This window comes from Leucothrix pacifica, assembly GCF_003172875.1.
Lineage (GTDB): Bacteria > Pseudomonadota > Gammaproteobacteria > Thiotrichales > Thiotrichaceae > Leucothrix > Leucothrix pacifica.
The window spans coordinates 1-12841 of the sequence record NZ_QGKM01000036.1 but is presented as its reverse complement, the minus strand read 5'-3'; the positions used below and the strand labels follow the sequence as shown (position 1 = coordinate 12841).

Genomic DNA, 12841 nt, shown 5'->3' with positions numbered 1-12841 from the left:
GACGCTCATTGAAGATACGGGCGAGAGAGTTTTTTCTTACGGGGGTGTGTAAAAAAAGATAAAATTATAAACGATGTCTGTTCATTCGCTTGTTGCTTTTACCTCTGAGCTTGTCGGCGCCATGTCATGAGCAACCCGAAATCCATAGCCTTGGCTTCGGTCGGTACTGCCAGCATGACTACGATAAGAGGAGCGTATATTTAACGTGGAAGCATCCCATGCACCGCCGCGTCGAGTAATAAAATCACTCCCATTACAGTTGGTATTCCAGGCTGAACCATCAAGAGGGGCTGAAATATAGTTATCATGCCAGCAGTCTGCCACCCACTCCCAGGCATTTCCCAGCATATCCTGAAGGTTAAAGCGATTGGCAGGGAAGCTACCAACCGGTGAGGTATGCTGCCAAATATCAGCACCGGCAATGTCTTTTAAATTAGCTTGATTATGGTCTGCCCGGTTTCCCCAATAGTAGGGCGTGGCCGTACCGGCACGTGCAGCATATTCCCATTCTGCTTCAGTCGGGAGTCGGTATTGTTTACTGGTCTTTTTGTTCAGCCACGCGATATAGGCTAATGCATCCGAACGAGTCAGACAGACAACAGGGTGTGAATCTTCTTGCTCAAAACCCGGAGAGCGCCAGTTAGAAGCTTTATCCATAATCCAGCGTGGCGAAGGCGACTCAGGGTCTGCAATTACACATCCCCTGTCATCAGCGATCGTTTGATAGTTGCTATCTTCTACAAACAAGCGAAACTGTCCGACAGTCACTTCATGTTGGGCGAGTTCAAATGACTTGACGGTAACGGTGTGTGCGGGGTACTCATTCTCACGACAGCCCCCCGCAACATCATCCCAACCATTACTACAGCCCATAATGAATTGCCCCCCGGGCACTGGGAGCATATTCGGATAAATACCCGGTGTTCTCCCGTTTTTGTAGACTTGATATTTATCTCCAAAGCTCTGAGTATCAATTCTATTGTCACTGGATGATAAAGCGACTCGCTCATTGTTAGTGTCTTTTGAATCAGAGAAGTAGTTCGCTGCAAAGAAAGCAATTAAGCCAGCCATTAAGCCAAACAGGGAAACCAGACCGTAACTCAGCCAGCGATACCACCCGGTATTAGCCCTTCTGTGAATCTCAGCACTAGCGCGTCGGTATTCTACTCTGGCTTCTTCCGGAGTGATGGTATTTAATGCATGAGAAGGAGGGACTGACTCAACGGCGTTTCTAACCTCCGTACTGAGTAGATACTCGCGTAACGCTTTGGCTTCACGGTGAGTTTCATTCTCTTGATCCACTTCAACCTCACCCCTGAGGACTTTCTGCCACTGCTCATCGTCATCTCGGGGAATCAGGGTTTGTTTGGAATCTTTCTCACTCATAAAAATACCCGTAAAGTATTAGCAAAGTTCATCACGAAGTGTCTTCAGGCGTGCTCTTAATATTGAAATACGCTTGGTGACTGCATTGACCGTACGGCCTGTTATATGTGCAATATCAGCACGACCAAGGCCGTAGGCAAAGTGTGAGTAAATGGTTAAGTCTTCCTGCCCGTTCGGTTGGGCAGAAATATAGGCAAACACATTATCCAGACATTCATGATGATCAAAGTTAGAGGAATAAGTAAACTCTTCCATGCCGGGCAAAGGAACATCCGGGTCTTGTTGTGATTCAGAGGAGGTTAGTTGGTTTTTGCTACCTTGCTTCCTGACTGCATCAATGCAGAGGTTTTTAACCATGACATACAGCCAGCGCTTGGTAATTGTATATTTCATATCTTCGTAGTTCAGGATTAATTTGATCGCTGCTTCCTGAGCAATATCTTGCTGGTCTCTATAATCAAGTGTGAAATATACACGGCAACAACGCTGGACATAATGATCCACCATGCTGAGGAGCTCTGAACCAGAGTCCCCTTCCTGCTTCACTAGGTTACGAAGCATCAGAGGCACGCCGGAAAGTGTGCTGTGTTTTGGTATTGGGTAACTCACGGGAATATTTTGAGCGCCTGGTTAATCAAAATCGTCTATAAATCGGACGAAACATTGTACATTAAATGATTGATTTTTATGCGCTTATTGTGTATAAAATTTACTCTTAAGGAGTGAAATAATTACAACTAAAGTTGTAGGAATGCAGCATAAAGTAGTTTTTTATGGTTTAAATGAGTTGGTTAAGCACCTCACAAACCGCGAGCCGAACTACAAACCGCCTGTTTCAACCCTTCAGGGTCTGTCAATTGAATCGTGCTACGCGTATCCTGAATAAACCCCTTACGCTTCCAGTCCGACAAAAAGCGACTGACCGTTTCGACTGTCAGCCCCAATAACTCAGCAATCTCAGTGCGCGACATGGGCAAGTCAATCCATTGCCCCGGCTCTTTGTCTTTGCACCATTTCAGCAAAAAGCTGGCTAAGCGCTCAGGCGCTTTTTTAGCACCGAGATCAAGCAACATATTTTCAGAGGCACGCAGGCTCTGAATCCAGCTCTGCATCATAGCCTTATCAACTGAAGGGTTATTGGCACGAATTCGCTCGAGATCCTTCATCGGAAGCTTGCAGATTTCGCAATCAGTCAGGGCAAGAGCGGTCTGGTTGTAGTCTTCACCGGCTAAACCATCAAAACCAAATAGCTCACCATGACCAATGATTCGTACAATTTGTGTGCGCCCATCAGCCAGTGACTTGGTGAGTTTGATTAAACCTTTGCGCAAAGTGAATGTGTGCTTGGCCGGGTCGCCTTCAGTGTAAATGGTTTCATTATGCGTTAACGTGATGACAGATGTGCGGAAGTCACCTATAACCTCCGGAAGTTTTTCTACCGGAATTTCTGAAAAAATACTTTTATGCCGGATAGGGCAGCTCTGGCAATCGCCTTTGCCTTGTAGTTTTGCCATGTTATCCCACGCTCCCGATGCTGTTGCGCAACTGTCATAATAAGGCGTGTAGGATAGTCCAGAATATTAGCGTTTGACAATATGCCCCTGCTCAAGCCGAACAATCTGATCCATATTCTCTAGCCCAACCAGATGGTGAGTAATCAAAATCAAGGTGCGACCCTTAGCACTATCAACGATGGCCTGAATCATTTTCTGCTCAGTTACACTGTCCAAACCTTCACCCGGCTCATCTAAAATAAGCACAGAAGCCGGTTTCAGCAGCGCGCGGGCAACACCCAGACGACGAATCTGTCCGCCGGACAGTTTATGTCCAGCTTCACCAATCCAGGTTTCATAACCCTCTGGCAAGGTTTCTATAAACTCATGAATCTGTGCCAGCTTACACACCTGCTCAAGCTCTTCATCTGATGCGTCACGTTTAGCCAGTAATAAATTACGTTTAATGGTGCTGTTAAACAGAGTGCTTTGCTGTGTTGCAACGGCAAACTGCAAACGCAACTCTTCCCCACTAAACTGATCAATATTGATATCTCCCAGTTTAATCTCCCCAGACTCGACAGGCCAAAAGCGCAGCAGTGCGTTGATCAAGGTGCTTTTCCCAGAGCCACTCGGCCCAACAATAGCAAGGTGAGTGCCTTGTGGAATATTGAGGCTTATGGCGTTTAGTGCATTGGTATGACTATTCGGGTAGCGTAGGCTGACATTATCGATTTCAATATCAAACTGTTCTGGCATAGCCGTCGGTGTGACAGGCTCAATGATGGCAGGTTTGGTATCGACTATGTCGAATAAGCGTCGCGCAGCCGCAAGTGTGCCGGGTAATGTTTGAAACGCTAGCGGCAATGGCAGAATCGCTTCAAAACTAGCCAGTGCAAAGAGCGCAATCATCGGCAGATTAGCTGGTGCAAGCTTGCCGGTTGTGACCATTGGAATAGTCACAATCAACATCAACCACATACTGAGGTTGGCACATAAGCCGAGTGCCGAAGCCGAACCACCGTTTAACTTTGCTAAATGTTTTTGGTCATCCAATAGTTGATCACTCAGAGCATTCACACGCTCTGCTTGTTTTTCTGCTGCGCCATAAATCAATAACTCGCTCATGCCTTGCGTGCTGTCGATAACAGCAGAGCGTAATTCTGAAGTGGTTTCAACTTGTCGGGTGGAGGCGTGGTGCGCCAGCTTGTTAATCAGCAAGGGAACCATGATGCCTGCGATCATCAAAAACACCAGTTCGATCAGTGCTAATAGAACACTGTACTGCAGTAAAAATAGCAGAATCACTAAGCTGGTAATCGCAGCCACTAATAGCGGTGCGAGTATGCGCAGATAAAAGTTTTCCAATGCATCGATATCCGCTCGGATGCGACTAAGCAAGTCACCGGATCGATAGTTCTGCAATATCGCCGGTGCTAGCGGTTCGAGGTGTTCGTAAAACCACGTTCGAAGTGTCGCCAGTAATCGGAAAGTCGCTTCATGTGTAACCAAACGCTCACCGTATCGGCTAGCGGTCCGCGCAATCGCAAATGCACGAATACCCGCAGCGGGCGTAAAATAGTTAACACTAGCACCGGAAATACCGGCCATTGCCATCGTTGCGATGAACCAACCAGATAAAGCCATCAAACTGATATTGGCCAGTATGGTAATCAGCGATAACAAGGTCCCCAAAAGCATCCAGCCATACCAAGGGCGCATCAGTACCAGTAAACGTTTAATGACTTGCCAATTGCTCATCACCGTATTCATATCGCACCTTCCCGGAAGCGCGAGACCATTTCTTTGTACAGTGGTTGTGTTGCAAGCAACTCGTCATGCTTACCAATCGCCACTATCTCACCAGCATCTAGCAACACAATACGATCCGCTTGCTCCACGGTATTCAGGCGATGCGCGATACTAATCACTGTGCGATTCTCCACCAATCGCTTCAGGCTCTGCCGAATCATTCGCTCACTTTCATCATCAAGGTGTGCAGTCGGTTCATCCAACAACATCACAGGCGCATCTTTTAAAAAGGCGCGTGCCAGCGCAATGCGTTGAATTTGTCCGCCAGACAAGCCAGCACCGCGCTCTCCGACATGGGTGTCGTATGCATCTGGCAGTGACTCTATATAATCTGCAATTTGCGCAGCCTCAGCCGCTGCTTCCATTGCGTGTTGGGAGGCGTCATCCTGACCTAAACAAATATTGTCGCGAATCGATCCATGGAATAAATGCGCTTTCTGCGGCATCCACGCGATTTGCTTGCGCCAGAAATCTAGCTGTTGGGTTTCAAGCGGTGTTTGATTGATTTGAATCTCACCAGTCTGCGGCGTGATAAAACCTAATAACAAATTCATCAGCGTGCTTTTTCCCGCACCACTTGAACCAACGATGGCGATTTGTTCGTTGGGTTTTATATCGAGGCTGATATTTTTCAGAGCAGTGCGGCCCGGCTCGTAATCAAAACTGACTTGGTCGAAGGCAATGCCAATACTGCGAGCGGTTACGATAGCTTCCGGGGTATATCGCGTTGGACTTTGCGCAGCAGACAGCTCCGACTGCCCACCATCACTCACTGAGGCTTGTACCTTTACCAAAGGATCAACCCCATCCTCAAGCTGCAATGTGCCCGGCTCAAGAATTTCCACCATCTTCTCCGCTGCGCCAATCGCTTCCAAACGCGCATGATAATGCGTACCCATATTACGCAGCGGCAAGTAAAACTCCGGCGCTAACAACAACGCAAAGAAGCCATAAAAGAAATCTAACTCGCCATACATCAAGCGAAAGCCCACCAGCACCGCCACCATCGCAATACTGACCGTAGACAAAAATTCCAACAGCAGCGAAGACAAAAACGCCACCCGCAATACCGACATGGTACTGCGACGATAATCATCCGAAATACGTGCAATCACATCAGCTTCACGACGGCTCGCATTAAACAACTTCAGTGTGGTCAATCCCTGAATCATATCCAGAAAATGCGCACTCATTCGCGCCAGTTTGCGCCATTGTTTCTTGTTCAGTCGCTCCGTGCCCTTGCCGATCATGATCATAAAGAACGGAATCAACGGCGCAGTCACCAACAGGATTAATCCGGAGATCCAGTCAATCGGAAAGATAAACACCAGAATGGATAAAGGAACCAACGCCACCAGTGACATCACCGGCAGATAACGGGCGTAGTAATTTTCAAGTGCATCGACGCCGTCAACCAGGGTGTTGACCAGCTCGCCGCTGCGTTCATTATTCAATAAGAGGGGGCCAGCATCGAATAATCGTTGATGCAGCCGTTGGCGCAGGTCGCGTTTGACCCGCATCGCAGCAGTAACCGCTGCTTGCTCCGACGCCCAGTTCAGTGCAGCGCGAAGTAAAAATATGGCCAGTAATGCAGCGAGATACAGCGTGACATCGCCCAACTTGGCGTCATCAAAAATCACCGCATTAATAATACTGGCAAAGCTCCAGGCCTGTGCAATAAGCAACAGACCCGAGAGTAAGCCCAGACCAACTGACAGACGCAAATAATTGCCTGCTAGCGGTTTCTGGGCTTTTAAAAATGCCGGGATGGCTGAATCAGTCATCTTAGACATTGTATATCTGCTTACTCATCGTCATCCAAGCCATTCAGCTCTAACCACATCACGTTAATGATGCCGAATGCACAGGCCAGTAATACGCCGAGAATCCAAGCGAAATACCACATGGTTATCTCCTTTTAGTAAAGTGAGTGCTCATTAGCACGGATGTCTTCAACAGTGAACGTACCCCACAATTTGATGTAGCACCACACGGTGTAGATCAAAATAATGGGCACAAACAACAGCGTAGCGAACAGCATAATGGTCAAGGTTAACTCACTGGATGCCGCATCCCACAGTGTCAGGCTGTGGCCGGGATGAGTGCTTGACGGTAATACAAACGGGAACAAGGCAAATGCACCGGTCAGAATAATGCCAAACATGCTGGTTGTAGTAAGCGCAAATGCCGCACCTGGTTTATTCAGACGTGCCATCAGGTAAGTCCCCAATGCCGCTGCGATACCGACAATCGGCGCGATCATGGTGAGTGGGTAAGTCTCATAGTTGTTAAACCATGCGCCTTCCACAATTTCCACGGTCTTGCCTAATGGATTCGCCGGTGCTGCCTGATCAACCACACTGGTGATCACATAGCCGTCGATAGCCAGCCATAACCACAAACCTTCAATAATGAAGATCGCTGCAACGGCCAAAGCCGCCCACTGCGTGTATTGACGCGTACGGGCATACACATCGTGGCTGCTGCGCATCATTAGATACGCGCCGCCGTGCATGACGAACATAGCAATTGCCAATAAGCCGGACAATACTGCAAATGGGTGTAGCAGGCCGAAGAAGTTACCGTCGTAGAATGAACGCAGGTAATCATCGTAGTGGAATGGCACACCCAGGAACAGGTTACCAAACGCCACCCCAAGGATCAGCGGAGGCACGACACCCGCGATAAATAATCCCCAGTCCCACGTATTACGCCATTGCTTGTTTTCCAGCTTAGAGCGGTAATCAAAACCGACCGGGCGGAAAAACAAGGAGAACAGCATCAACATCAGTGCTAAATAAAAGCCTGAGAAGGTGGTTGCATAAAGGATTGGCCAAGCGGCAAAAATAGCACCCGCAGCCAGAATCAACCACACCTGATTACCATCCCAGTGCGGCGCAACCGCGTTGATCGCGACACGGCGTTCCTCATCGGTCTTGCCCACAAATGGCAGCAACATACCGACGCCCATATCGAAGCCTTCAGTCATGGCAAAGCCTAACCAAAGTACTCCAACCAATAACCACCACACCACTTTCAGTGTTGGATAATCAATAAATTCCATAACAAATTCTCCTTACATCAGCTCGGCTTCTGGGTTAGTAGAAGGCGCGTGATACATCGAGCCGCCGGGCTTTTCATGATAATAGCGTCCGGTGTGCAGGCTGCTTGGGCCAAGGCGTGCAAACTTCTGCATCAGATATACTTCAATGATCAGCAGCACGGTATAGAACAGAACAAAACCGATTAAGCTGTACAGAACGTCGTTATAAGTCAGTGATGAAACCGCTGACGAAACAGGGAGAATTTCACCCACAGCCCATGGCTGACGACCATATTCTGCGACTAACCAACCGGTCTCGATCGCGATCCACGGCAGTGGAAGGCTCAGGAAACAAATCCACAGGAACCAACGCTTGGTAAACACGGTACGACGTCCGGTGTAGAAGAACGCCAGTGCGAAAATTGCCAGCATGGTGAAACCAACCGCCACCATAATCCGGAATGACCAGAAAATCGGCGCAACGTGTGGAATGGACGCTGCCGCCGCTTCCTTGATTTGCTCCTCAGTCGCATCAACCACATTCGGTGCAAATTGCTTTAGCAACAAGGCATAACCCAGCTCTGATTTTGATTCATTAAAACTTTGGATCTCAACATCCGTCGCTTCACCCTTGCGGACTTTTTCAAACAAAGCATAAGTCAGCATAGAGTTACGGATACGAACTTCGTTTTCCGCGATAATGTCATTCAAACCTTTCACTTCTTCATCCAAAGAACGGGTCGCGATGATGCCTAACACATACGGAATCTTAATGGCATTGTGCGTTTCGCGGTCTTCCTGATCGGGGAAACCAACCACCGTAAATGCCGCAGGCGCTGGCTCTGTGTGCCACTCACCTTCAATCGCAGCCAGCTTAGCTTTCTGCAATTCACCGGTTTCGTAACCACTCTCATCACCCAGCAAAATAACTGACAGGATAGACGCCAGACCAAAGCCCGCCGCAATCGCGAATGAACGCTTGGCAAAACCAATGTCGCGACCTTTTAGCAAGTACCAGGCACTGATACTCAGTACAAACATAGACCCTGCAACGTAACCCGCTGATACGGTGTGAATGAATTTAACCTGTGCAACCGGGTTAAATAACACCTCAGCAAAGCTGGTCATTTCCATACGCATGGTGTCGATATTGAATTCTGCACCCACCGGGTTTTGCATCCAGCCATTCGCAATCAGAATCCATAGCGCAGAGAAGTTCGTTCCCAGCGCCATCAACCACGTTACTGTGAGGTGAGAAACCTTACTTAAACGATCCCAGCCAAAGAAGAAAATACCAACAAAGGTAGACTCTAAGAAGAAAGCCATCAGACCTTCAATCGCCAGTGGCGCACCAAAAATATCACCCACGTAATGCGAGTAGTACGACCAGTTGGTACCGAACTGGAACTCCATGGTCAAACCCGTGGCAACACCTAAGGCGAAGTTAATACCGAATAATTTACCCCAAAACTTAACCATGTCCTTGTAGACCTGCTTACCGGTCATGACGTAGACCGACTCCATAATGGCGAGCAGGAAGGTCATCCCTAAGGTCAGGGGGACGAATATAAAATGATATAAGGCGACTGCGGCAAACTGCAGCCGCGATATATCGACGACTTCTTCTGGAATCATGAGGCTAACGCTCCTTGGTTGTTGACCAGACAAATAGATGTTCAGGGTGCATTTATAGAGGAGGAGTGGGTTGAGTACCTTGATATTTATCAAGGGTGGGAATTATTGGAGAGGGAAGAAGAGAGTGTTATGGTGGGCAAGTAGAGTTACTGATCAATCTGTCAAAACGTATTCAATACCCCATTGAATGTTATTTTTAGGAAGGATTAATTGCTCGATAATGTCGGTTCTGCTCCACATTCGCGCTAGCACGAAACCTTTGGCGTTAAGGTTGCTCACAAGATTTTTGTCTTGCGCTAATTTGGTTTTACACTCGCTGAGAGAAGAAAGTCCGTATAGGTAGCTAGGTAAGTCTCTGGTTGCCTGCTGGCAAGCGAATGCCAACTCGTCCTCGAAGTGTTCATGCTGAGGTAGGAGAATTATTTTTCGGCAATGCTTTGATAGAGCCTTGATGTTTGCACAAAAACGCTCGGCTTCTGAAGTGACGTCCGTGTCAAAAGCCACATAGATCACCGCCCCTTGTTTTGGGAGTGAACGAATAATCCGGTTGATATTGGCTGTTTCCCACAGATTCGTTATTCGCACCTTACCTGAGATAATGGCGCGATTCGTTTTGAAAGAGTTGATAAAGTTCTTCTCGCACTCACCCTCAACAAAATAAATCGTTTCTACTTTGCTCATAGGTTATTGATCGCATCCATACTTGGGAGTGTGCCAAATACATCGTTTTTCACATAGCCAAGCAAACTTCTATCATTTTGGTTGTAGCCCATTTTTTCTGGCTGGATAAACTCTGAGTATTTGTCCTTCTTGAGAAACACATGGCTGTGTACCGGCAAGTTCATATCCAATATGTCGTAATTATGGGTGCTATAGAACAACTGAGAATGCCTTGGCAAAGTGTCGATCAGCAAGTTTAGAATACTTTGCTCAGCTTCTGTGTGTGAGTAAGCTAACATTTCATCCAGATAAAAAGTCGCAGACTCTCCAAAGCTTTCATTCTTCATTGCTTCATAAAACATAGCAATATCAATCGCTTCATGCGTGCCTCGTGATAACCGATCTGGATCAAGCAGTTTGCCTTTATCAATTAATACGTGTTCGCCATTTGAAAATTCGATCTTGTATGACTCTGCAGCAATCGACTTAACTTTTGTGATAGACGAATCAAAGGCCGACAAAAAGGTTTTGATGATGTTGGTGTCGTGCGCTGTAATTCTTCCTTGGCTGCCGCTGGTGTTATCGACTTCACACAGGCGATAGTTCCACATAGAAGGGACTTTCATTTTGCCTTGTGAGACAGCAACACTCGTGAATCCCGCGTTGGTTATATCGTGGTTGTTCTTCGTTTTATGGTAGTAAGAGGTCGGTTCGAATTCCCTTAGTCGCTTATACATCGCTGACTGCGGCTCGTTTCGTTGCAGATCAATGCAAGTATATGACTCCTCGATTAGTCCATCTTGATCGAAAATAACGGCGAGTTTATGAGCTTGAGCAGTTTTGGGCGTCAGAAATTCCACCTTGAAAGAGGTTGGCTTTTTCTTATCAAACATTACCTTCTTTATATCGAGCCAGCTGGTGCTCTGGTTGATGCTGCTACCGGCAATGTAGTTATTTATAATGCAAAGTACTTTGCCAAATACTGTCTTACCCGATGCGTTTGCACCCGACAGAATCAGCACTCTCTTGAAATTTATTTTTGGGAAATCCTCTAGCCACTCATTTTCGACAGTCGAGCTGGGTAGCTTTCTAGGGTAGGACAGATCCAGTTTGGCGTCCTGAAACATGTAGATGTTTTTTAGGGCTACGTTGAGGAAAATCATAATATAAATTCCAGTATTTGGAATTTAAAATAATACGTTGAGGTGGCTTGATGGTCAAGGTATTTGAGGGTGAGTAATATTTTTTAGTGTGTTTTCAGTGCTTTCTTGGCTCTATATTGATAGTCTAATTGGTCTGTAATGAACTATGTTTATTGGGAGATGAGTTTTGATAGAAAAAGAACATTCGGTTGATGAAGTGTTCGGTATTAACCGTAATCTTCCATTAAATTATGTAGAGCGCGATAGTGCAGATTCCGTACTTGTTGATAACTTAGCTCGAAGTCAGCATTTAGTTATTTACGGGAGTTCGAAGCAAGGTAAAACTTCTTTAAGAAAGCATTGTTTAGATGAAGATGACTATGTGGTTGTGCATTGCTCCAATAAATGGGGGCTGGACGATGTCCATGAAGCTGTATTGAAACAGGCTGGGTACGAATTAACTGTTTCTACAACTAAAGCGACTTCTGGCAAGCAGAAAATATTTGCGAAGGTTAAGGCTAACTTTTTGGCGGGGGAAGCTGAAGGGGGAGCTGAGTCGGAGAGAATCCAAGAAGAAGGATCAACAACAGCTCCTCTTGAGTTGGATCCTGTTGATGTAAATGACATCATTTCTGCTTTGCAAAAGCTTGGTTTTGAGAAATACATTGTTTTAGAAGACTTTCATTATTTACCAATTGAAACTCAGAAGGATTTCTCGGTTGCATTGAAGGCGTTTCATGAAAACTCAAAACTCTGTTTCATTATCATTGGTGTGTGGCTGGAGGAAAATCGCTTGAGTGTTTACAACGGTGATTTGACGGGAAGGCTTTTACCAATAAATGCAGACAAATGGGAAGAGCCTGAACTTAATAAAGTAATTTCTGATGGTGAAGCCCTACTCAATGTTTCGTTTGGTGAAGAATTTAAACGTGAGTTACTTGAGTCATGTTATGGAAGCGTTTTTATAGTTCAGGAAACCTGTCATCAGTGTTGTGTTAAATATCATATACTCAAAACACAAGAAGAGCTTAAGCAGATTGGTACCATAACTGAATGTACTGATCTTGTAAGCCTTGTTGTAAATCAACAGGGCGGAAGGTTTAATTCGTTTCTAAGTCAGTTTTCCGAAGGATTCCAAGACACGACTCTAGAAATGCATAAATGGTTACTTTTTCCAATATTAACTGGCGATATGGAGCAACTAGAGAAAGGGTTTAAACAGGCTGAGATAAGAAATATATTACAAAAGGTACATCCTCGGGGGGTAGAATTAAACTCAGGAAATGTAACTCAGTCCTTACAGTCATTAACATCTTTACCTCTGTACACGACAATTTAGAAATCCACGATTGAAAAACCATGGCCATTCGTTGATTTAGTAGGTTCCAACCAGTCAGGTGGGCACAGAAACAACAATAATAAGCGACTAGTCTCCAGTGCATCCAACGCACCTGACATCAACTGATCGGTCAGGTGATCCAGGCCATAGCGGAACAGGTTTTTCTCAAGGCGGCCATGATTTTTAACACGTAACGGCTTAATCATTTTGTGCTTCCATTCACCTGTTTTATGCGCCCAACAAAACCCAATCACCAGTAAAGCCACCATCTTCTTAATTCGAAAGTAATGCGTCAGACGGGTAACTTCCATGTTGAACCCACGGCCTTTCA

General features: G+C 46.3%; 11 protein-coding genes and 1 pseudogene. 1 reads left to right on the top strand and 11 read right to left on the bottom strand.

All coding sequences use genetic code 11. The annotated features are described in order from the left end of the window. Nucleotides 1–81: 81 nt before the first annotated feature. The 10 genes from DKW60_RS12240 to DKW60_RS12195 all read right to left on the bottom strand — a co-directional run bounded on the left by DKW60_RS12240 (nucleotide 82) and on the right by DKW60_RS12195 (nucleotide 11192). The gene (locus DKW60_RS12240) at nucleotides 82–1386 is read right to left on the bottom strand and encodes a formylglycine-generating enzyme family protein (RefSeq protein WP_109837939.1); all 1305 of its coding nucleotides are present in this window, start codon (nucleotides 1384–1386) and stop codon (nucleotides 82–84) included. 18 nt (nucleotides 1387–1404) lie between these two features. Beyond that, nucleotides 1405–1947, bottom strand: coding sequence for an RNA polymerase sigma factor (locus tag DKW60_RS12235; protein ID WP_109837938.1), 543 nt, complete (start codon nucleotides 1945–1947; stop codon nucleotides 1405–1407). Nucleotides 1948–2186: 239 nt separating this feature from the next. Then, nucleotides 2187–2900 carry a Crp/Fnr family transcriptional regulator gene (locus DKW60_RS12230; RefSeq protein WP_109837937.1) on the bottom strand — a complete coding sequence of 238 codons (714 nt, stop codon included), beginning with the start codon at nucleotides 2898–2900 and terminating at the stop codon, nucleotides 2187–2189. A gap of 66 nt (nucleotides 2901–2966) precedes the next feature. Next, nucleotides 2967–4652, bottom strand: coding sequence for a thiol reductant ABC exporter subunit CydC (gene cydC / locus DKW60_RS12225; RefSeq protein WP_219988747.1), 1686 nt, complete (start codon nucleotides 4650–4652; stop codon nucleotides 2967–2969). After that, nucleotides 4649–6484, bottom strand: a complete 1836-nt coding sequence (gene cydD, locus DKW60_RS12220) for a thiol reductant ABC exporter subunit CydD (protein ID WP_109837936.1) — start codon at nucleotides 6482–6484, stop codon at nucleotides 4649–4651. Before cydD ends, cydC begins: the two co-directional genes overlap by 4 nt. An 11-nt stretch (nucleotides 6485–6495) precedes the next feature. Beyond that, nucleotides 6496–6597 carry a cytochrome bd-I oxidase subunit CydX gene (cydX, locus tag DKW60_RS12215; protein WP_109837935.1) on the bottom strand — a complete coding sequence of 34 codons (102 nt, stop codon included), beginning with the start codon at nucleotides 6595–6597 and terminating at the stop codon, nucleotides 6496–6498. Nucleotides 6598–6609: 12 nt separating this feature from the next. Continuing rightward, nucleotides 6610–7755: a cytochrome d ubiquinol oxidase subunit II gene (gene cydB / locus DKW60_RS12210; protein WP_109837934.1), complete on the bottom strand. Its 1146-nt coding sequence runs from the start codon at nucleotides 7753–7755 to the stop codon at nucleotides 6610–6612. Between the two features lie 12 nt (nucleotides 7756–7767). Beyond that, a complete protein-coding gene (locus DKW60_RS12205; protein ID WP_109837933.1) occupies nucleotides 7768–9369 on the bottom strand; it encodes a cytochrome ubiquinol oxidase subunit I in 1602 nt (533 codons plus the stop codon). A gap of 153 nt (nucleotides 9370–9522) precedes the next feature. Continuing rightward, a complete protein-coding gene (locus DKW60_RS12200) occupies nucleotides 9523–10050 on the bottom strand; it encodes a hypothetical protein (RefSeq protein WP_109837932.1) in 528 nt (175 codons plus the stop codon). Next, complete coding sequence (locus tag DKW60_RS12195; RefSeq protein ID WP_109837931.1) at nucleotides 10047–11192, bottom strand: AAA family ATPase; 1146 nt, start codon at nucleotides 11190–11192, stop codon at nucleotides 10047–10049. The genes DKW60_RS12200 and DKW60_RS12195 overlap by 4 nt, the downstream gene beginning before the upstream one ends. Before the next feature lie 166 nt (nucleotides 11193–11358). On the opposite strand from DKW60_RS12195, the gene DKW60_RS12190 reads away from it, so the two are divergent. Beyond that, nucleotides 11359–12510: a hypothetical protein gene (locus tag DKW60_RS12190; RefSeq protein ID WP_109837930.1), complete on the top strand. Its 1152-nt coding sequence runs from the start codon at nucleotides 11359–11361 to the stop codon at nucleotides 12508–12510. Here the strand turns inward: DKW60_RS12190 and DKW60_RS12185 are convergent. After that, nucleotides 12507–12841, bottom strand: a pseudogene (locus DKW60_RS12185) (hypothetical protein); the annotation flags it as partial. The gene DKW60_RS12190 and the pseudogene DKW60_RS12185 overlap by 4 nt on opposite strands.

Excerpts from the sequence above, each read along its gene's own strand:
- DKW60_RS12195 (WP_109837931.1), bottom strand. The coding sequence starts at position 11,192 with ATGATTTTCCTCAACGTAGCCCTAAAAAACATCTACATGTTTCAGGAC.
- DKW60_RS12230 (WP_109837937.1), bottom strand. The coding sequence starts at position 2,900 with ATGGCAAAACTACAAGGCAAAGGCGATTGCCAGAGCTGCCCTATCCGG.
- DKW60_RS12235 (WP_109837938.1), bottom strand. The coding sequence starts at position 1,947 with ATGCTTCGTAACCTAGTGAAGCAGGAAGGGGACTCTGGTTCAGAGCTC.
- cydC (WP_219988747.1), bottom strand. The coding sequence starts at position 4,652 with ATGAATACGGTGATGAGCAATTGGCAAGTCATTAAACGTTTACTGGTA.
- cydX (WP_109837935.1), bottom strand. The coding sequence starts at position 6,597 with ATGTGGTATTTCGCTTGGATTCTCGGCGTATTACTGGCCTGTGCATTC.
- DKW60_RS12240 (WP_109837939.1), bottom strand. The coding sequence starts at position 1,386 with ATGAGTGAGAAAGATTCCAAACAAACCCTGATTCCCCGAGATGACGAT.
- DKW60_RS12200 (WP_109837932.1), bottom strand. The coding sequence starts at position 10,050 with ATGAGCAAAGTAGAAACGATTTATTTTGTTGAGGGTGAGTGCGAGAAG.
- cydB (WP_109837934.1), bottom strand. The coding sequence starts at position 7,755 with ATGGAATTTATTGATTATCCAACACTGAAAGTGGTGTGGTGGTTATTG.
- DKW60_RS12205 (WP_109837933.1), bottom strand. The coding sequence starts at position 9,369 with ATGATTCCAGAAGAAGTCGTCGATATATCGCGGCTGCAGTTTGCCGCA.
- cydD (WP_109837936.1), bottom strand. The coding sequence starts at position 6,484 with ATGTCTAAGATGACTGATTCAGCCATCCCGGCATTTTTAAAAGCCCAG.